At 64.4% G+C, this 19,303-nt stretch carries 14 protein-coding genes; 4 read left to right on the top strand and 10 right to left on the bottom strand.

Annotated features, from left to right (window positions below):
- Positions 1-265: 265 nt before the first annotated feature.
- The 8 genes from ACYQ6J_RS15290 to ACYQ6J_RS15255 form a co-directional block, all read right to left on the bottom strand.
- The gene (locus ACYQ6J_RS15290; RefSeq protein ID WP_460185053.1) at positions 266-1,534 is read right to left on the bottom strand and encodes a hypothetical protein; all 1,269 of its coding nucleotides are present in this window, start codon (positions 1,532-1,534) and stop codon (positions 266-268) included.
- A 614-nt stretch (positions 1,535-2,148) separates the two neighbouring features.
- Positions 2,149-4,848 (bottom strand): hypothetical protein, encoded by a 2,700-nt coding sequence (locus ACYQ6J_RS15285; RefSeq protein ID WP_460185052.1) that lies wholly within the window; start codon positions 4,846-4,848, stop codon positions 2,149-2,151.
- A 606-nt stretch (positions 4,849-5,454) separates the two neighbouring features.
- Positions 5,455-6,099, bottom strand: a complete 645-nt coding sequence (gene rsmD / locus ACYQ6J_RS15280; RefSeq protein WP_460185051.1) for a 16S rRNA (guanine(966)-N(2))-methyltransferase RsmD — start codon at positions 6,097-6,099, stop codon at positions 5,455-5,457.
- 116 nt (positions 6,100-6,215) lie between these two features.
- Positions 6,216-6,869 (bottom strand): hydrogenase nickel incorporation protein HypB, encoded by a 654-nt coding sequence (gene hypB, locus ACYQ6J_RS15275; protein WP_460185050.1) that lies wholly within the window; start codon positions 6,867-6,869, stop codon positions 6,216-6,218.
- A gap of 126 nt (positions 6,870-6,995) precedes the next feature.
- Positions 6,996-7,391 (bottom strand): hydrogenase maturation nickel metallochaperone HypA/HybF, encoded by a 396-nt coding sequence (locus ACYQ6J_RS15270; protein ID WP_460185049.1) that lies wholly within the window; start codon positions 7,389-7,391, stop codon positions 6,996-6,998.
- Between the two features lie 21 nt (positions 7,392-7,412).
- Positions 7,413-7,856, bottom strand: coding sequence for a Crp/Fnr family transcriptional regulator (locus tag ACYQ6J_RS15265; RefSeq protein ID WP_460185048.1), 444 nt, complete (start codon positions 7,854-7,856; stop codon positions 7,413-7,415).
- 259 nt (positions 7,857-8,115) lie between these two features.
- The gene (locus tag ACYQ6J_RS15260) at positions 8,116-8,607 is read right to left on the bottom strand and encodes a hydrogenase maturation protease (RefSeq protein WP_460185047.1); all 492 of its coding nucleotides are present in this window, start codon (positions 8,605-8,607) and stop codon (positions 8,116-8,118) included.
- A 36-nt stretch (positions 8,608-8,643) separates the two neighbouring features.
- Positions 8,644-9,786 (bottom strand): serine/threonine-protein kinase, encoded by a 1,143-nt coding sequence (locus ACYQ6J_RS15255; RefSeq protein ID WP_460185046.1) that lies wholly within the window; start codon positions 9,784-9,786, stop codon positions 8,644-8,646.
- A 463-nt stretch (positions 9,787-10,249) separates the two neighbouring features.
- On the opposite strand from ACYQ6J_RS15255, the gene ACYQ6J_RS15250 reads away from it, so the two are divergent.
- From ACYQ6J_RS15250 to malQ, 4 genes are all read left to right on the top strand, one after another.
- Positions 10,250-11,452 (top strand): 6-phosphofructokinase, encoded by a 1,203-nt coding sequence (locus ACYQ6J_RS15250; RefSeq protein ID WP_460185045.1) that lies wholly within the window; start codon positions 10,250-10,252, stop codon positions 11,450-11,452.
- Positions 11,453-11,582: 130 nt separating this feature from the next.
- Positions 11,583-12,605, top strand: coding sequence for an ROK family protein (locus ACYQ6J_RS15245; RefSeq protein ID WP_460185044.1), 1,023 nt, complete (start codon positions 11,583-11,585; stop codon positions 12,603-12,605).
- Positions 12,606-13,498: 893 nt separating this feature from the next.
- The gene (locus tag ACYQ6J_RS15240) at positions 13,499-14,710 is read left to right on the top strand and encodes a HEAT repeat domain-containing protein (RefSeq protein ID WP_460185043.1); all 1,212 of its coding nucleotides are present in this window, start codon (positions 13,499-13,501) and stop codon (positions 14,708-14,710) included.
- A gap of 559 nt (positions 14,711-15,269) precedes the next feature.
- Entirely contained in the window at positions 15,270-16,853 is a 1,584-nt protein-coding gene (gene malQ, locus ACYQ6J_RS15235) for a 4-alpha-glucanotransferase (RefSeq protein ID WP_460185042.1), read from the top strand.
- A gap of 90 nt (positions 16,854-16,943) precedes the next feature.
- Here the strand turns inward: malQ and mtnA are convergent, their stop codons facing one another.
- Positions 16,944-18,008: an S-methyl-5-thioribose-1-phosphate isomerase gene (gene mtnA / locus ACYQ6J_RS15230; protein ID WP_460185041.1), complete on the bottom strand. Its 1,065-nt coding sequence runs from the start codon at positions 18,006-18,008 to the stop codon at positions 16,944-16,946.
- Positions 18,009-18,092: 84 nt separating this feature from the next.
- Positions 18,093-18,614, bottom strand: coding sequence for a 5-(carboxyamino)imidazole ribonucleotide mutase (gene purE, locus ACYQ6J_RS15225; RefSeq protein WP_460185040.1), 522 nt, complete (start codon positions 18,612-18,614; stop codon positions 18,093-18,095).
- Positions 18,615-19,303 lie beyond the last annotated feature (689 nt).

The following is a 19,303-nucleotide window of genomic DNA, read 5'->3' as shown; positions in this document are numbered from 1 at the left end:
ATGAAACCCAACGAGACCTCCCTGTCGCGCCGGCCACGGCATACCGCAAAGCCCAACCGCCCGATCGAGCGGCATCCCTCTACCGCCCGTTTGGGAAATTCCGGGTCCGGATGAGACCTAATTACCCAGTCAACAAAACAGGCTTACGATAACGGTCATAATAGTTAAACAGGATGGGGATTTCAAGCAAAGGCCACGATCTCCCCAAAAAGGGATGCCTCGGCAAGATACACCAAAGGCGAGCCGTTGGGAATTGCCCCCGCAGCTATTTCCGCCGCAGCAAGACCCCTTCGCCCGGCGGGAAATCGAGCGGTACGCCGTCGCGTCCCGCCTCGTTCCAAGCGCGTGCGTCGGGATCGAACCTTTCCCAGGCGCCGGATCCCCGGACCTCGGCCTTGCGTGCCGCGTGATAATCGAGATTCACCACCACGACGTGCGTCGGCGTGTCGGCGGCCTTTCCGAAAAGCCCCAGCAGCCAACCTTCGCCCTGCTCCGCGCTCCCCTGATGCGCGGCGGAGACGTTTTCGACGCGAATCGGCGAATCGTCGGGCAAGGCGACGCCTCCCAGCGGAACTTTGCCCACATGATAGACCGCCAACGACTTCAGCGGTTGCAGTTGCTCGGCAGCGGCCTCGAAACGGCGATTCAAGACCTTGGCGGCGTGATACAGCGGCGTCGGCTCGCCGTCGGGCGTCGCCATGCCGCCCACGTGATTGGGCCAACAATACACGTAGTACGAGATGCCTTGCGCACCGTAGGCCAGGCTGGTGGACACCAAATAGCGAAGTTCGTCGCCGTTGGGCACCCTCATCGACGGCGTCCAACTGCACGCCTGCACAATATTCAGGAATGGAACGTCGGCCCGAAGCGCCGTCTCGCGGATCATCGCCAAATTGAGGAAGTACTGATCGCCGTCTCCGTTGGCGCGAAACTGATAGTGGTCGTAGCTCACGAGGTCGGGCTTGACGATCTCCATGTAAAGCCGCAGGTGTTCGCTGTAGGCCGTCACCAGGTCGCCTTCCGTCCCCAACTGCGCGTTGTTGGCATAGGTGGGGAATAGATTGATGTAGGCCAAATGCGCCGGGTCGCGCTCGCGCAGATAGGCGACCAACTTACCCAGGCCGGGGAAGTCTTGGGCGCTCGGCTCGTCGCGAAGGAAATAGCTGTACAGCGCCGGGTGGTTCTTCACGCGATCGACCAGGGCGTCCAGTTGAGCGCGGCGCTGGGGGTCGTCCAGCGATTCCGGGTTGAGCAGCGGATGTTGCAACTGTGCCCGCAGACCATGCCGGGCCGCTACGTCCAAATCCTCTTCGCTCGACCAGACCACATTCCAACCGCCGTCCGCTAATTGCCGGGCCACGGCATCGGTCAACTTGGGTCCGGCCCAGTAGGTGACGATGGGGTTTCCGATTTGCCACCGCGTGGCGGCCTCGTCGGCCATCCCCGCCCCCGCCGCGGCGAATAAGACCGAGGCCGTCACCAGTCCGGCAACGATTGCCGGGGCGACCCAAATGCGTCTGTGCGCGCTTTCCATGTTGCGGTCTCCGGTTTAGGGTATCTTGTCGAACTCCGCTTCATAACGAGAAACAAGCGACTATGGGATACCGTCGCGGAACCGCGTTGTCAATGATATGCGGAGGGAAACGGGAAAACCGTTCCGCGCCGACCCGGCGCATGGAGGTCGCCGCAGAGAAAGAGTCGCCGGCGTATGGAGCCGCCGGCGTGAGCCGGCGGTGCCAAAGCTTGACGCTAAAACTGGAGCCGCCGGCGTGAGCCGGCGGTGGCCTTTGGCGGTGCTAACCGGTGGTGAGCGCTGGGCCGCGCCGAAACACCACCAGCTCACGCTGGTGGCTCCAGGTTATCCATCGTCAGCTCACGCTGGTGGCTCCAGGGACGCGTATTGAAAAATGCGCACACCGGAGCCTCGGGCGTAAGCCCGTGGCGGTCAAATCCAGCGAAACTCAAGCTCTAGAGCCTCGGGCGTAAGCCCGAGGTGTTTTTGACGCTACCCAGGGTTCACCACCACCAGCTTACGCTGGTGGCTCACCCTTATACACCACCAGCTTACGCTGGTGGCTCCGGGTTTTGCACCACCAGCTTACGCTGGTGGCTCCGGGCTTTCGAGATGGCGCGAAGGGACGCGTCGCATCAGAAGCCCGACGCGGATCCCGCCGACGCCACCGAATTCGACCGCCGCGGTCCGATGGCGACGCCGAGCCAACCGTTTTCCAGTTCCAATTGGGAGATGGTGAGGTCGGCCAAGCTGGGGTGTTCCTTGAGGAATCCGGCCGAGATCCGCCACGGGCGAGATTTCGAAAAGGTCTTGCTGAACACGCCGCGGAGGGCGATCTGCGACCGCATGTCCATCGGCCCGATCAGTTGCACCACGCCGTCGCGGACGAACTGGACTTGATCGTCGGCGACCTCGGGTCGGTAATGGGCCCGGACCTCGAAGTTTTCCCAGTGATTGGGCTGGCTGGCCAGGGCCGCCACCGACAGCACCACCGTCAAGCGTCCTTCGCGAAACTCCACTCGCGCCGCGTTGTGCGCGGCAAAGGTGATCGTGGCATCCGCCCGCGCGCCCGCGCTCTCCTCGTCATCCGGCTGCGGCAGTCGCAGACGCTCGCGGAGTTTGGCTTCCAAGTCGGGCAAGGCGAAGGTCCGACCCTCCAGGCGGAATTGAGCCAGAAAATTGTTGACGGCCGATTCGTGGACCTGGCAACTGGCCAAACTATCGGAGGATGCCCAGGGACGCAACGTATGCCCGCCCGGCTGCCAAGCGTCGCCGAGTCGCCATCGCAAGACCATGCGGTCCTCCGTGGTTTGGGCGCCGATCCAGGTCGGTCCCAGGGAGAACTCCGACAACCGCGCCAACACATCCGTCTCCAGCTTGCGGTTGATCTCGGCGAACCGGCCTTCGCTCTCCCGCTCGATCTCCGCCAAAGCCTGGGAGGCCAGCTTCCATTTCACTTCCGCGTTCATCGCCAAGCGGCGGTCGGCCAATTGATCGCGAGCCACTTCTTGCGCCAAGAACCCCAAGACCGGGATGGGATCCAAGCTGGTGGAGACCTGCCGAAGTTCCACGCGATTCCGCACGTCGATCTCGGCCGGCTGCGCCAGGATCCCGCGCGGCGATACCTCGATTTCCTTTCGGGCGTCATAGACGGCGTAACCGTCGTTGAAGAAGGTCGCCGGTCCCGCCTGGGACCAGGTTTCGGAAGTGACGCGCCCTTGCACGATCAAGGCCAGTCGAGCGCGCCGCGGGTCGGGCAGAAAGCGGAAGTACGCCGTGGTATCGGCCAGGCTCGTCCCGTAAACCGGTCGCCCCAGAATCGTATCGGAGACGGGCCGCGATTCCGGCGATCGCTCCGGCATCATGCGGTTCAACAGTTCCGCCGTCACCACTACCCGCACGTTGGCATTGCGGTACAGCACCTGCAAGCATCGCGCCATAGCTCGGGCCGCCTCATCCGAGGACGGTTCCAAGCGGTAGTAGAGGGCCATCACGGCCTCCGCGTCGGCGGGATTGCCGGTTTGCTCGTACCGTTCCACCGCCCGCAATAAGTCGCCCGCCGTTACCGCCGCTTCCCGCCAAAACGCCAATTCCTTCAGATAGGCGGCCAGGGTCGGCTGATCGAGGAAGCGGCGCTGGTCCGGGGCGAGGTCCTGCGTGGTCACGTCCCGCAGCGTCGCCGCGGCGATCTCGCGACAATGCTCCTCCGCCAGCACCGATCGCTTGGTGAATACTTCCCGGATCGCTTCGGTTCGGAGGAACTCGCGCCAGGGGCGTCCTTCCGAGGCTTGCAAATAGTCCTCGACGGCGGCGGTGCGTTCGGCCAGACGATCCCAGTCGGCCTCGCTCAAACCGGCCATGGGACGACTCAGCCCGCCCATCGCCGCGGTCAACGTCCACAGATTCGTGCGGCGTATCAAGGCGTACCGGACCTGCCGGAAGGCCGCCGCCTCAGCCCCCTCGGCCAAATTGCCCTGGAGCGAGGCCGCCTCGTCCAACCCCTTCCTAATGCGCGCCAGGATGACCTCCGCCTCCGCCAAGTCGTCATCCTCGAACGCCCAGCCCAGGGACTCGAGGTCGTCGCGGACTCGAACGGCCCACTTACCCACGCTCGCATGATGCGCGAACGCTTGCAATTGATCGAACAGGGCCTGCGGCGGGGTCCATCGCGAGAGAGTTTGGGCCGGTTGCGCAATTTCGGCATCGCCGGTTGGCTGCGGCGCCGGTTCGGTTCGCGCCGTTTCCGATTCGCCCATCGGGGCGGCGTCGCCGGGCGACAGCAAGCGCAATCCATCAGGCTCGTCCGCCTCGGCGTCCGCGTTTAGCGGGTCATCCGCGGTCATGTCCGGGCCGATCGTCCAGGGCGATTCGCCCTCCGGTTCGGTTTGCAGCGCGTCCGGATCGGAGGCGTCGCTGCCAACGCTCCGGTGAGGTGCTGAGAAGACCATGCCGTCCTCTTTCGCGAGATCGCCTTCCATCGCCACTCGTTCACGATCGGAATCGGGAGCAAGTCGCTCGCCGAGGAGCGTGGTCTCTCGCAGGGCGTCTTCCGGGCGGGGCTTGGATTCCGCGTTATTTTCACCGCTCGCACCGCCGGGCGCGGCGGACGATTCGGCAAGCGGAATCGGCGGAGACGGCGGGTTGGGCGCTGCTTGGGCCAGCAAGTCCCGCCCCGAGCCACCGCTCTCGGCCCGCTCCCAGGTGTGGCGCAGGTGCGGCGGATCGGCTCGCTCCACCGTCCTCCAGGCTCGCGGGGCCGTTGCACTTAGCGCGAAAAGAATGACGAGAACCACCAGGAACGGCCAGGTCGGTTCGTGTCGTTCCGATGAGCTCATGCTCGTTCCCTTCCGTAGGAGGCATCACCGCCAAGCATCCAACCCGGGCCGGAATGCGTGCCTGGCGGGTCGCGGCGGGTTTTTCGGAAGCAAATCTCGGGCAATTCCCAACCGAAAATGCCCGAAGACTCGGCTTACTAGTGAAAATCGACCGCTCCCCGTGAACGCAAAAGCTCAAACTATCCAGGCAACATACGTCTTGCGTCCATTACAAATTTCCCATCCTCACAGTCAGACGGGCGCAAACATCGGCCTGCCCGCGCGTTTCGATTACATCGGAAAAAGAACACTCCTCCCTACAGCGGCGACAAGATCGAACCCCTCTCAGATCGTGTCTTCGAATGACGCCTTATCCCTTCGAGAAAGGGGGTCTTGACCTATCTTCCGGGCTAGGGTCCCCCTTGTGAGTGCGACAAGAATTTGCGGTCTCGTGACCGCGCCGCCCGCACTACACACCCTCCAAAAGGGGGTGATACTTGTGCGGGCCTATTTGAAGACACGCTCTAAGTGGTCACGAGCGCCGCCGCGGAAATGCCCACAGTGCGGCGGCACGACGGAAAGGCCGACCGCGAACCCGAACCACGCCGCCGCGCCTTCGCCAAGCGACTACGCCGCCGTGTCCGTGCCGCCTTCCTTCCAGTAGAAGGCAACCTTGGTGGGGGGGTAACGGCGAACGTCCCACAACTCCGGGCGGGGAAGCCGATCCGATTCGAAGCGGTCGTCGGACTCGATCATCACCACGCTTTGCGAGGGAATTTCGCGGACCAGGCCCGCGATCAGGTCCTCCATCGCCTCGGCGGCCTCCGAGTAGAGTCGGTAAGGCGGGCAACAGAACACCACATGCGGTACGGCGGGGAAAGGGGGATGATATTTCCACCACGAGAAGACGTCCGCCGCGACGACTTCGCACCGTGAGGTCAGCCCCAACGTCTCCAGATTTTTTCGCACGAATTGGGCGGCCAAGCGATCTCGCTCCACGAATACCGCCGAATGCGCGCCGCGACTGACAGCCTCCAGGCCCATCGCTCCGGTCCCGGCGAAGAGATCGACGACTCGGGCATCGACCACGGCATCCCGCAAGATGCTGAAGACGGCCTCGCGGACCCGATCGCGCATCGGTCGGGTGGCCAGGTCTCCGCTGTACAGCAGTTTTCGACCGCGGAATTGTCCGCCAATGATTCGCAACCCCACCGGCGAGCGGCGGAGCGAGGACCGTGGTCGCGGATCGTCGGCCTTCTTTCGGGACATCATGGATTCTCCCTAAGCCGCCGATGATTTGCCGCCGTCTCTCAATGAATCCGGTCCCGGGACGACGCGGATCGTCTGAATCGGGCATCCGTATCGGGGGTCCTACGCTGTCGCGGAACTCATGCCCGCTGCGGCAACCGACCGCCGAACCAGGCCAACAGTTGGTCCATTCCCTGCTCGGTCCGGGCGGAGACGGCGAAGACAGGTCCGTCGTTCCCCAACTTGCGAAGGTCTTCGCGAACCCGCTCCAAGCGAAAATCGAAGTGCGGGGCCAAGTCGTATTTCGTCACGATCAGCGCGTCGGCGGATTGGAAGATCGTCGGGTACTTGACGAGCTTGTCATCTCCTTCGGGAACGCTCAGCAGCACGACTCTCAGGTGTTCTCCCAGGTAGAACCCCGCCGTGCAGACCAAGTTGCCCACGTTCTCGATCAACAGCAGCGAAACCCCGTCCAAGGGCAACTCCCGGACGGCGGCGGCGACCATGTTGGCATCGAGGTGACAGGCCCCCTCCGTGTTGATTTGCAGGACGGGAACCTGCTGGGCGGCCAATCGCTCGGCGTCCACCGTGCCGGCCAAATCGCCCTCGATGACGGCGGTCTCGTGCCGCGGTCGGACCGCCCGCAGCAGCGCTTCGATCAACGTCGTCTTTCCGCACCCGGGCGAACCCAAGACGTTCACCGTAAACACGCCCGCTCGATCGAACAGATCGCGGTTTTCGGCGGCCAATTGATCGTTGGCCTTCAGGATTTTCTTGGCGGCGACAATTTTCATCCCGTGGCTACCTCACGTTTGAGAGACTCGCAGCCCCGAAGTTCGCCCGGCGTGTCCTGCGCGAAAGGGATGCCCGGCCGTTCGACGCGCGTCGAAAAGGTCGGACGGGGCGCATCACGAGGTCTTTCAGGAATCATACGCCGGCGGAGAAGTTGCGTCGCCGGAGTCGCCGTCTTCCACGTCCAGTTCGATCTCTTGCAGAATCAAGTCGGAACCGCCCTCCGTGCGGATATCCGGACTGCCGCATCGCGGGCAAAGGAGCGCCGGTTCCGTGATCGCGGTCGCCGAGCCGCACGCGCGGCAGCGGCACACCGCCGGGACCTCGACGATCTCCAAGCGCACGCCCTCGCCCAAGCGTTCGGGAGCCAGCAAATCGAAGGCGAATCGCAAGGCCTCCGGATGCGCCCCGGACAGTACGCCGACGTGAATCACGACGCGCGCGACGCGGGCGCCGGCGAACCGCTCCGGCAATTCCCGCTCCACGCCGTCCAAAAGGTGCTCGACCAGCGAGACTTCGTGCATCCCGAGAAGTCTTCGCAGCGATTACAAGGTGGCCAACTGGACCCGGGCGTTTTGCAGGCGATGGGCCAAGAGTTTGGCGATCTCCGTCATCAGGCGGTAGCCCACCAAGGGGTCTTTCTCGCAAATCTCCCGCAATTCCTTGCCCTTGATGCTGATCACCTTGGTCGGCTTGGAGGTCGTGCCGCAGGCGGTGGTCTTGTACGGTTCCACGATGGCGGACCAGACCAGGATGTCGCCGCCGACCAGGGTGTCCACGGTGCGCATCTCCCCGCTGCCCAGCAGGTACTGAATCCGCACCTCGCCCTCCGTAATGATGTTGAGGGTGTCGGCAGGGTCGCCCTCGCGGAAAAGGACCTGCTCGGCCGGATAGGACTTTTCGTCCGCGATCATGGCCACCTGCTTCAGCGACTCTTCGCTGATCTTGGCGAAATACGGAAATCGGCGCAGCAACTCAGGCGATACCATGGCATGTTTCCTTTCGTCTGATCCAAAGTCCCACTTTGACCCGACCGGTGAACGCTCGCCCGAGGCATACCAGGTCGTCCGTTCATGTGACCGCACGCGGCGTCCGGCATCGCGGCGGCGAGAGCGGCACGGAGCGGAGGTCCCGTTCGCAGCGCCCGATCTTAGCACGGCCGGGATTTCCCCCATCTTCTCCGCCGCGGTCGTGAATGGGGGCGAGCGGACGAGAAAAGGCCGTCGCCGAGACGCGCCGCGGCGGCGCTCAATCGCCCGACCGCAAGCATCCCCACTCCGCCAGCACCTCCCGGACCGCTTCAACCGCGTGCGGGATAGCCGCCTCCACCGCCGGGGTACACGCTTCCCCAAACGTCAGTATATCGGCGGCTTCCACGGCGACAAGGACAAGGCGGTCATCGGTCGGCAGCACCAGACCCATCTTTCGTCCGAAGGCCAGCGCGGTGGGAAGGCTGACGTCGTGCGCCGAGGCGCTGTGCTGGGTGGGCAAATCGTTGGGGGTGAGTCGGTGGACGGTGCCGGGCGGCGCCCCACTCTGAATGGCATCGACGATGACGGCCTGCTGAAAGCCCGCCAACCGCTCCATCAGTCGCAAGCCGCCCCAGCAGTCCTCCTCGACGGTCACGTCCGACCGGTCGGCCCATTCCTCTCTCAACACGGCGGCCACACGTAGCCCGACGCTGTCGTCGGTGAGGATGGGGTTTCCCAAACCCAGTACCAAAGTGGTCGGCCGCGGCATGGCAGGGCACTCGAAAGGCGATCGCGGGGAAAGGACTCATTCGGACGGCGACGGATTCTCCAGGCCGTACAGATCCGCCAGCCAAAGGCGAATTTCCGTGGCGTATTCCGAGGCCAAATCGCCTTTCACCAACTGGCGCAGGAACGCGGCGGCGCCGGCGGGGCTGAGATCGGCTTCCTCGGCCGACTCGAAACGCTTGTTGGGATCCGGTGCGATCAAACGCCGAATGAAGTTCATCAGCGTGTCGCTCTTGATGTACTCCGGGGGCAGGACCGAAGACAGTTTTTGCGGCAGGAATCGCTTGGCCTCGAGCAAGGCTCGACCGTCCCGGTGCTCGTGGAAGGGATTCTGCCCGGAAAGCATCTCCACCAACACGTACCCCAAGCTCGCCAGATCGGAGCGGGGGGAGACGATTTCGCCGTTGCTCTCCAGCACTTCCGGGGCGGCGTACAAGGGCGTGATGGTCCGCCGCGGGGGCGGGTCGTTCATCAGCAGGGCCGACCCGATGTCCACCATCTTGGCGTTGCCGGTCCGCTTGAGCATGATGTTGGAGGGCTTGACATCGCCGTGGACCACGCCGCCGCGATGGAGCGCCGCCAAGGCCGCCAAACAGTCCCGCACCACCGCCACCGCCACGCCCGGCTTGAGCCTCGGCTGACGGATGCCCGCCGTCACCACCACCGTGTTCAGGTATTCCCAGCGCCGCGAAGGAACCCGCTGCTCCAACAGTTGATACATGCGGTTCGTGAGCAGTCGGCCCAAATCGTAGCCGTCCACCCACTCCATCTCCATGATGCGGATGCTTTCCCGCTCGAACCAGTTGTGCACGTCGAGCAGGTTGTCGTGGGCGATGGTGGCCACGCGCGCCGAGACCTGCGCGATCCGGGCCATGGATTCTTCGTATGCGGCATCGTCGGGAAAGGGTTCCGGCGAGAAGATCTTCAACGCCACCGGCAGCGTGAATTGGTCGCAACCGCGGCGCTCGCTCAAATAGACGACACCCTGTCCCCCCGATCCCAAAAGGCGGATCAGCCGCAGGTGCTCGGTCCAATTGACCCGACTCCCGCCCTCCAACAGCGTGCGATAAGCCGTCGTCAAACGTGCCGCACTGTCCGCCGGAGCCGATCCGCTCCATGTACGGGTAACACCCGTTTCGTATATCAAAGTCGTTGCCGTCATTCGTACGGCCTCTTTCCGAGGCGAAGGTCGACATCCCTGTCTCAAAAGGTTTATATTGAATATCTTACTGTATCCGGCAGGTCCCATCAAACGGCGTTTTCGCGTCGTATTGGGCAAACCCACCCAATCGAAGGGAGGGGAACGCTCAAACACGCGAAGCCCAGGGTCGCTTGTCCGGCATTAGATGCGTCATCATACTGATGACATATTCGAGACCGAGGCACAGTCCGGAAACAGGCTGGGTTTCAAGCACGGTTGCCGGCGCGGTCCCGTCGCAGGTCGGCCGATTCGGGATGCCGTTCTCGGCCGAAGGCGCCGGTCCGCCGAAACCGTTTTCTCGCACAGGAGCTTGCGTCGTTTCGGCCGCAATCCCGCGGCGAGGCGACGGCACGCCAAGCAGGCGATTGCCGCCGGGGGCCGCGGCGGCCTCGCCCGTTCGTTTGTCGGAAGGAGAATGCCGAAAATGCTGAAGGGAAACGCAGTGGTGGGCCAAGGCGGCGGACCGACGTCCGTGATCAATGCCAGTCTTTGCGGCGTCATCGAGGCCTGCCGCGAACAAGCCCGGGTGACGCGCTGCTTGGGCATGCGGTTCGGTATCGAGGGTTTCCTCGAAGACCGCCTGATCGACTTGGACGCCGAGGCGGAAGCGACGATTTCCGGCCTGAAGACGACGCCCAGCTCCGCCCTGGGGAGCTGCCGCTACAAGCTGCAAGACTCCGATTTCCCCCGCCTGCTCGAGGTGCTCCGCCGCCACGACATTCGATTCTTCTTCTACATCGGCGGCAACGACACGATGGACACGATCCACCGCTTGGAGGCCTACTGCCGCACGCAGGGATACGGCATGGTGGGCGTGGGCATCCCCAAGACCGTGGACAACGACCTGTTCGGCACCGATCACACGCCCGGTTTCGGTAGCGCCGCCCGCTACGTGGCGATGTCGGTCAAGCAGGCCGGCATCCTGGCCCGCGATATGCAGCGGGTCGATCAGTTCGTGATCTTCCAGACGGTGGGGCGTTCGGCGGGTTGGTTGGCGGCGGCGTCGGCCCTGGCCAAGACCGCCGAAGAGGACGCGCCCCATATCATCCTCATGCCCGAGCGTCCCTTCGATCGCGACCGCTTCCTCGCCGACGTGCGAAAGACGCGGGAGCGATTCGGTTGGTGCAGCGTGGTTTGCGGAGAGGGGATCACGTATCCCGACGGTACGCCCGTCAGCGCCGCCACCGTGACCGATCGGTTCTCCAACGTCGAATTCGGGGCGATGGGAGGGACCAGCGCCGCGATGATGCTGCATCGGATGATCTGCAACGAATTCGGCTGGCGGGGGGAATTCCAGGTCTGCGAATCGCTGCAAATGTGCGCCGCCGATCGCGTCAGCGATACGGACCGCGAAGAGGCGTACGCCTGCGGGCGCCGCGCCGTGGAACTGGCCGTCGAGGGCGTCACCGGCAAGATGGTCTCCATCCGGCGGACCTCCGATGATCCGTACCGGTGGACGTTGGACACGGCGGAGTTGTCGGAGGTGGCCGTCCGCGCCAAGCCCATGCCGGACGAGTTCATCCATCCCGACGGCAACTTCGTCACCGAGGCGTTTTTGCGATACGCGGGGCCGTTGGTCGGCCCGTTGCCCGATTACGTTCGTTTGGCGGGAAAGCCCGTCGCGTAGACACCGGCGGCGAAGGAGAGCGACGACCGTCGCCTCTCCGCCCGACCCGCCTGCGCTTGCCCAGGCAACCCGTAGTTCGCCGGCGGACGTCGCATCCGTCCCCGGCCTTTCCGGAGGGAACATCGAGAACATGCAGACCGTCAGTAAGACCGCGGCCGAGGCCCCCTTCTTCGTCGGCATCGATCTGGGGGGGACGAATATCAAGGCCGGCGTCACGGACAATCAGGGCCGAGTCGTTTGGCAGGGCCAAGAACCGACGCACGTGGAGCGCGGACCGGAGGACGGCGCCCGACGCATCGCGCAACTGATTTTGCGGGCCGTTCAAGAGGCCGGCCTGCGCGAAAGCGAAGTCGGGGGAGTCGGCTTGGGTTCCCCCGGCACGATGGACATCCCCGGCGGCAGGCTCGTCGTGCCCGCCAACCTCAAAGGCTGGGAATACTTCCCCATCCGCGACCGCGTGGCCGAACACTGCGGACGCCCCGTCACCTTCGCCAACGACGCCACGGCGGCGGCCTTCGGCGAACGCTGGGTCGGTGCCGGTAAGGGATTTCACAGCCTGATCCTGCTGACCCTGGGAACCGGCATCGGTTGCGGCATCATCGTCGGGGATCTGCTCCTCGACGGACAACATAGCCACGGCGGCGAGTACGGACACACCGTCATCGACTGCCGCCCCGACGCTCGCAGTTGCTCGTGCGGGCGGCGCGGCCACTTCGAGGCCTACGCCAGCGCCACCGCCGTCACCAAACGCGCGCACGAAATCCTCGCCGCCGGACGCGTCAGCATGTTGACTCCGCGACTCAAGGAAGGGGCCGTGCTCGAACCGAAACTGATCGCCGAGATGGCCGAGGCCGGCGACGAACTGAGTCGGCAATTGGTCCTGGAAACGGCCGAATACCTCGGCATCGGCATCGTCAACCTCATGCACACCATCGACCCCGACGCCATCTTGATCGGCGGGGCCATGACGTTCGGCGGGCACGACAGTCGCATCGGCAGAACCTTTTTGGAACGGGTCAAGCACGAAATCTTCCTCCGCGCCTATCCCGCCGTCGGCGACCATACCGTGATCGACTTCGCCACGCTGGGGGGCAACGCGGGCTTCATCGGAGCGGCAGGTATCGCCCGACTCGAAGCCTCGAAACGCACCTAGCCGGCCCCCCGGCTCCCTAGCGCAATGACGCGCGCCCTCGAGCCACCGGCGTAAGCTGGTGGTGGATGCGCCAATCGCCGAAGCGCGAGCCACCAGTGTGACCTGGTGGTGTTGTTGGCGGGATCCTGGGTTGCGCCAAAACACCTCGGGCTTACGCCCGAGGCTCCAGTACGATCGTGCGTACCGCAATGACACGTCGCGCTTCATGCTAGCACAATCGCGCGCCCTCGAGCCACCAGCGTAAGCTGGTGGTGCCCTTCTTGGAGCCGCCGGCGTAAGCTGGCGGTGTTGTTGGCGGGATCCTGGGTTGCGCCAAAACACCTCGGGCTTACGCCCGAGGCTCCAGTACGATCGTGCGTACCGCAATGACACGTCGCGCTTCATGCTAGCACAATCGCGCGCCCTCGAGCCACCGGCGTAAGCTGGTGGTGTTGTTGGCGGGATCCTGGGTTGCGCCAAAACACCTCGGGCTTACGCCCGAGGCTCATGCTAGCACAATCGCGCGCCCTCGAGCCACCAGCGTGAGCTGGTGGTGCCCTTCTTGGAGCCGCCGGCGTAAGCTGGCGGTGTTGTTGGCGGGATCCTGGGTTGCGCCAAAACACCTCGGGCTTACGCCCGAGGCTCCAGTACGATCGTGCGTACCGCAATGACACGTCGCGCTTCATGCTAGCACAATCGCGCGCCCTCGAGCCACCAGCGTAAGCTGGTGGTGGATCGCTAGTCGCCGCAACGCGAGCCACCGGCGTAAGCTGGTGGTGAAACGCAACGAGCGCCAAGGCTCTTTGTGTCACTCCTCCGATTCGGGGGATATACTAGGATTAGGTGTGGGAGGCGCGATCGCGCCGCCCCTTTTTCGCGGTCTTCGTTGCCCCGTCGCTGAGGAGTCGTCCCTCGTGCGGTACCCTCGTTGGAGCATCCCGGTTGTGGCGGCGCTCGTCGCTCTCCTACAGGGCGGACTTGCGCGCGGCGACATCGTCGTGCTCAAAAACGGCGGGCGCATCGTGGGAGAACCGGTGACCGATCCGCCGGCCGGACGCGACGGGGTGACCCTCAAGACCCTCCCCGGCGTGATCGTGACGGTACCCCAATCCGAGATCGAAGAGCACATCCGTCAACGGCCCGCCGAATTGGAATACGACCGCATCCGCTCGCAGTATCCCGACACCGTGGAGGGCCAGTGGGAACTGGCGCAGTGGTGCCGGGAACGCAATCTGCTCGAGCAACGGGAAACGCACCTCCGGCGCATTCTGGAGTTGGATCCCGACAACGTTCGGGTCCGCGCCATTCTGGGTTACACCAAAATCAACGGCGAGTGGAAGACCCGCGACGAGGTGATGCGGGAACAGGGTTACGTGTTGTACAAGGGCCGCTGGATGCTGCCTCAAGAGGTGCAGATCCTGGAGGAGAAGGAGCAGCGACAGGACTCCGAGCGGGACTGGACGCAGCGGATTCGCCGGTTGTTGACGCGACTGGACGCGGACCCCGCCGCGGCCGAGCAACTGCAAAACATCCGCGAACCGGCGGCGGTCAAGCCGCTTCTCAAGGTGCTCGGCGAAGAGCGGCGAGATCCCGTCCGCCTGATGTTAGTGCAGGTTTTGACCCGCATCGACACCCCGGAAGCAAAACGGGCGCTGGCGGTGTTGGCCGTGGAGGACCCCGTAGAGGAAATCCGCCTGGCCTGCCTGAAGTCCCTGGCCGAGTCCCAATTCTCCGAGAGCGTGCCGTACTTCATCGGGCGGTTGCGGGATAACAACAACGTGATCGTGAATCGGGCGGCGGCGGCGCTGAAGGCCATGGGCGACAAGACCGCCATCCCGGCCCTGATCGACGCGTTGGTCACCACGCATCGCGTAGTCCTGCCGCCCGCCCAAAGCGGCTCCATCGGGGCCACCTTCAGCCGCAGTTCCGATGGTCGCTCCGGAACCGGCTTGTCGTCCGGCGGCAACCAACCCCGCGTCATCCGTCGTCAGGTCCCCAATCGCGACGTCTTGGAGGCCCTGGTGGAATTGAGCGGGCAAAACTTCGGCTACGAGCCGGACGTCTGGAAACGGTGGTACGCCCAAGAGCGCCATCGCGCCGCCGTGGAAAGCACCCGCTCGGAGTGATGGCATCACCGAGACGCGGTTCTGCGCGAACGAAACCCCGCGAGTCCCCAGTGCAAGCACGCTAACGTGGAGCCGCCGGCGTAAGCCGGCGGTGTTAGAGCGATAATCTAGAGCCTCGGGCGTAAGCCCGAGGTGCGCGGGCGTTTGTCTGGAGCCTCGGGCGTAAGCCCGAGGTGTTTTTCACGCTAACCAGGGTTCTCCACCACCAGCTCACGCTGGTGGCTCCAGGATGCATTCCAAGGATGCATATTGAAAATGCGCAAACTGGAGCCTCGGGCGTAAGCCCGAGGTGTTTTTCACGCTATCCAGCGTTCAACACCACGAACACCACCAGCTCACGCTGGTGGCTCCAGGGGGTGTGTGCATGAATGAATCCACCACCAGCTCACGCTGGTGGCTCACATAGTTTGAGCTAGTGGCTCATAGCAACTCCGTGTAAGAACCACCCCTGCACCATTCCCCCGTCCGGCGTAGAATGAAACAATCCGCAGGGGTGCGGCTTCGCGATCGAATCCGCCGTCGTGAGTTTTTGCGCTGCGACGAATCCCAGGCGTCCTTCATGTCACGGCACGAGGTCGGTTGCGTCATGCGAAGTTGCGGCGTGCTCTTGCATCCCACATCGCTGCCCTCCCCGTACGGGATCGGCGACCTGGGCCGATCCGCCTATCGGTTCGTCGATTGGTTGGTCGAGGCCGGGCAAGACTACTGGCAGATCCTGCCGCTCGGACCGGTGGACGAGAACGGTTCGCCGTACAAGTCGGCCTCAGCCTTCGCGGGCAACGAGTTGCTCGTCTCTCCCGACCTTTTGACGGAGTGGGAACTGGTCACGCGGGGCGACGTGGAGGACCTTTGCCCGCCGGAGTTCCCCTCGGGAAGCCCCGTCGATTTTTCCGCCGTGCGGCGTCGCAAGACGGCACTCTTGGATCGCGCGTTTTCCGTTTTTACGGAGCGGCGGGATCCCGGCCTGCGGGAGGAATTTCTCGCCTTCTGCCATTCCAAGGCCCGCTGGCTGTACTCCTACGCCCGATACTGCGCCCTCAGCGAGTTGTACGACGGCCTGCCGTGGAATCGCTGGGATCGCAAATACGCACAGCCGCCCGCCGACGACCAGATCGTCTCGTACGACGCCTGTTGGGGTCGGCTCCCGCCGGAGATTCGCCCGGCCTTTGAGAAGTATTGCTTTCGGCAGTACGTTTTCTTCCGACAGTGGGACGAATTGCACCGATACGCCCGCGGCCGAGGCGTCTCCATCTTTGGCGACATCCCCATTTACGTGGCCTACGACAGCGCCGACGTTTGGGCCCATCCGCAATACTTCCTGCTCGGCGAGGAAGGCACGCCGCTGGAAGTCGCCGGTGTCCCGCCCGACTATTTCAACGCCACGGGCCAACTGTGGGGCAATCCGGTCTATCGCTGGGACGCCCTGCGGCAGGACGGTTACCGCTGGTGGATCGACCGTTTGCGGGCGGTCTTCGACCTGGTCGATTTGGCGCGGATCGACCACTTTCGAGGACTGGAGGCCTTTTGGTCGGTCCCCGCTTGGCACACCACGGCGGAGCATGGGCGCTGGGTCCCCGGTCCCGGCGAGGAATTGCTGCGGCAATTGTCGGCGGACTGGGCCGGTCCGTGGCACCTCCGCGCCGACGGTCGCAAGACGCTGCCCATCGTGGCGGAGGACCTGGGACACATCACGCCGCCGGTCATCGCCCTCCGCAAGCAGTTCGGCTTGCCGGGCATGGCGGTGCTGCAATTCGCCTTCGGCACGTCGCGGGTGGACGCCTTTCTCCCCGACCGCGTCGATCCCGACACCGTGATGTACAGCGGCACGCACGATAACGACACCAGCCTCGGCTGGTTTCTCCGCGAAGTCATGCCCCGCCCGGACCTCTTGGAGCGCTTGTCGCATTACTGCCGACCGTCGCCGGAAACCATCCACTGGAGCATGATCGAACTGGCCTTTCGATCCCGCTCCGAGATTGCGGTGGTACCGCTGCAAGACGTGTTCGGCCTGGATTCGGACGCCCGCATGAACACGCCGGGCACCCCGCACAACAATTGGCGCTGGCGATTCGACGACGCCCGATTGACGGACGCCTTGGCCGAGCAGTTGCGTCGGGTTTCGGCGGAGGCGGTCACTGTGTGAGCGGAGGCCCCACATCGTCCGGTTCGGGCGATCAGGCCGGCACGTCCGCGTGACGCCGTCGCCGCGGAAGCTCCGCCCGCCGCGAACCGCTCAGCCCCCCAAGGCGCGACCGACGGTCTCGGCGTTGACCGGCGAGATGATTCCGCCCTCGAAGATGATGCCGCGAATCAGTTCCGCCGGGGTGACGTCGAAGGCGGGGTTGTACACCTCGACGCCGTCCGGCGCCGTTTGCCGACCGAAACCGTGCGTCACTTCCCGGGCATCGCGCTGTTCGATGGGGATTCCGCTTCCGTCGGCCAGCGTCAGATCGAAGGTGGTGCGGGGGGCCGCGACGTAGAACGGCACGCCGTGATGCGCCGCCAAGACGGCCACGCCGTAGGTGCCGATCTTGTTGGCCGCGTCGCCGTTGGCCGCAATGCGGTCCGCCCCCACGATCACCGCTTGCACGCGGCCTTCGCGGAGGACCTGGGCCGCCATGTTGTCGCACAGCAGCGTGACCGGCACACCGTTGGCCTGCAATTCCCAGGCGGTCAATCGCGCGCCCTGAAGCAGTGGACGGGTCTCGTCGGCATAAACGTGAATGCGCTTGCCGGATTCCACCGCCGCGTAGATCGCGGCCAAGGCGGTGCCGTACTCGGAGGTGGCCAAGCCTCCAGCGTTGCAATGCGTCAAAACTCCGTCGCCGTCCTTCAGCAGCGAGGCCCCGTGCCGGCCGATCGCGTGACACAAGCGGCGATCTTCGTCGTGGATGGCGCGGGCCTCGGCCAAGAGGGCGGAAGCGATCTCCCGCGGCGCCTTGCCCGCCGCGGCCAAGTCGCGTGCCCGCCGCTGCATTCGGTTCAGCGCCCAAAACAGATTGATCGCCGTGGGTCGGGAACCGGCCAGGTAGTCGGCCGCGCGATCCACTTCCCGCAAAAAGTCGGCCCCATCATCACCCGCAGGCTCGCGCACGCCCAAATACAGCCCATAGGCGGCGGCAATGCCGATGGCGGGCGCCCCGCGAACTCGCAATTGCCGGATCGCCTCCCACACCACGGCGGCGTCGCGACATTCCAGATAGCGGACCTCGCAAGGGAGCAACGTCTGGTCCAAGAGGCGAAGATAGCCGTCCTCTTTGCCCACCCATTCCAAAGACAGTACTTTCGGTGAAGCCACAAATGGGTTCCTTTTGTCCGCCGCAACGTCTCGAACGTTCCGCCGCGCGATCGGCAGGCCGGCCGCGTCGTTCCGCGGCAAGCATCATGCGCCCGATTCGGCGGCAATCCGGCGCTGAAGGGCCTCGTCCTTTTCGGCGATCTTTCGGCTCAACTTACGACGGAACTCGATCAGTTTGCTTTGCAAGTCGGGATCGGACAGGGCCAGGATCTGGACGGCCAACAGTCCGGCGTTGCGGGGCCCGCCCATCCCCACGGCAACCGTGGCGACGGGGATGTCGCCCGGCATCTGCGCCATGGATAACAGGGAATCCAATCCGCCGGCCAAATCGGTGGGCACCGGCAAACCGATCACCGGCAGCACGGTGTGTGCGGCCACCACGCCGGCCAAATGGGCTGCTCCACCCGCCGCCGCGATGATGACCCGAATGCCGCGGTCCGCGGCCTCCGCGGCGTACTTGCTAACGACCTCCGGCGTGCGATGGGCGCTCATCACGCGGACCTCGCAAGGCACGCCGAAATCGGCCAGGGCTTTGGCCGCCGCTTGAATCTTGGGCCAATCGCTGTCGCTGCCCATCAGGATCGCGACTTTCGGTTCTCCACTCATGCGATACCTCTGATCGTGAAAGGTCTCAACGGACTGTAAAGACTCCCCGGTCTGCGGACTCTCGCGGCGCGGCACGGGCGGCGAATCGACGGGCAGGGACCTTCGCACTCCAAGGGCACGCGACGATCCGCCGCGGAATTCGCAGGGATGCCGAGTTGCCGCAATGAGTCTCCCATTGTAACGACTCGGGCAACCCTCCGGCAGGACGGCACGGGCGCGAGCTTCGCGCGCCAGAGCCGCCGGCGTAAGCCGCGAGCCACCAGCGTAAGCTGGTGGTGGATTAATTCATGCACACACCCCCTGGAGCCACCGGCGTAAGCTGGTGGTGCCCACCGTGGTAAACCCTGGGTTGCGCGAAAACACCTCGGGCTTACGCCCGAGGCTCCAATGTCTCCTGCGCCTGCGCGCAAATGTCTCCTGCGCCATCGCGCAAATGTCTCCTGCGCCAGCGCGCAAACCCTGGAGCCACCAGCGTAAGCTGGTGGTGGAGAACCCTGGGTAGCGCCAAACCCACCGGCGGCTCATGATTCCTTTTTTTGGGTTCTCGCGCTTGCACCGCCGGCTCACGCCGGCGGCTCTAATAGATTTTTCCAATTTCTCGCTTGCGCCGGCGGCGCGGCGGTTCGAGAATTCATGCGTCACGGAATTGCGTCCGGCCGGTTTGCGAGATAACAATGAGAGAAAGTTGC

Source organism: Thermopirellula anaerolimosa, from assembly GCF_054657335.1.
This window is presented reverse-complemented; position numbering and strand designations above follow the sequence as displayed.

Excerpts from the sequence above, each read along its gene's own strand:
- ACYQ6J_RS15290 (WP_460185053.1), bottom strand. The coding sequence starts at position 1,534 with ATGGAAAGCGCGCACAGACGCATTTGGGTCGCCCCGGCAATCGTTGCC.
- ACYQ6J_RS15285 (WP_460185052.1), bottom strand. The coding sequence starts at position 4,848 with ATGAGCTCATCGGAACGACACGAACCGACCTGGCCGTTCCTGGTGGTT.
- rsmD (WP_460185051.1), bottom strand. The coding sequence starts at position 6,099 with ATGATGTCCCGAAAGAAGGCCGACGATCCGCGACCACGGTCCTCGCTC.
- hypB (WP_460185050.1), bottom strand. The coding sequence starts at position 6,869 with ATGAAAATTGTCGCCGCCAAGAAAATCCTGAAGGCCAACGATCAATTG.
- ACYQ6J_RS15270 (WP_460185049.1), bottom strand. The coding sequence starts at position 7,391 with ATGCACGAAGTCTCGCTGGTCGAGCACCTTTTGGACGGCGTGGAGCGG.
- ACYQ6J_RS15265 (WP_460185048.1), bottom strand. The coding sequence starts at position 7,856 with ATGGTATCGCCTGAGTTGCTGCGCCGATTTCCGTATTTCGCCAAGATC.
- ACYQ6J_RS15260 (WP_460185047.1), bottom strand. The coding sequence starts at position 8,607 with ATGCCGCGGCCGACCACTTTGGTACTGGGTTTGGGAAACCCCATCCTC.
- ACYQ6J_RS15255 (WP_460185046.1), bottom strand. The coding sequence starts at position 9,786 with ATGACGGCAACGACTTTGATATACGAAACGGGTGTTACCCGTACATGG.
- ACYQ6J_RS15250 (WP_460185045.1), top strand. The coding sequence starts at position 10,250 with ATGCTGAAGGGAAACGCAGTGGTGGGCCAAGGCGGCGGACCGACGTCC.
- ACYQ6J_RS15245 (WP_460185044.1), top strand. The coding sequence starts at position 11,583 with ATGCAGACCGTCAGTAAGACCGCGGCCGAGGCCCCCTTCTTCGTCGGC.
- malQ (WP_460185042.1), top strand. The coding sequence starts at position 15,270 with ATGTCACGGCACGAGGTCGGTTGCGTCATGCGAAGTTGCGGCGTGCTC.
- purE (WP_460185040.1), bottom strand. The coding sequence starts at position 18,614 with ATGAGTGGAGAACCGAAAGTCGCGATCCTGATGGGCAGCGACAGCGAT.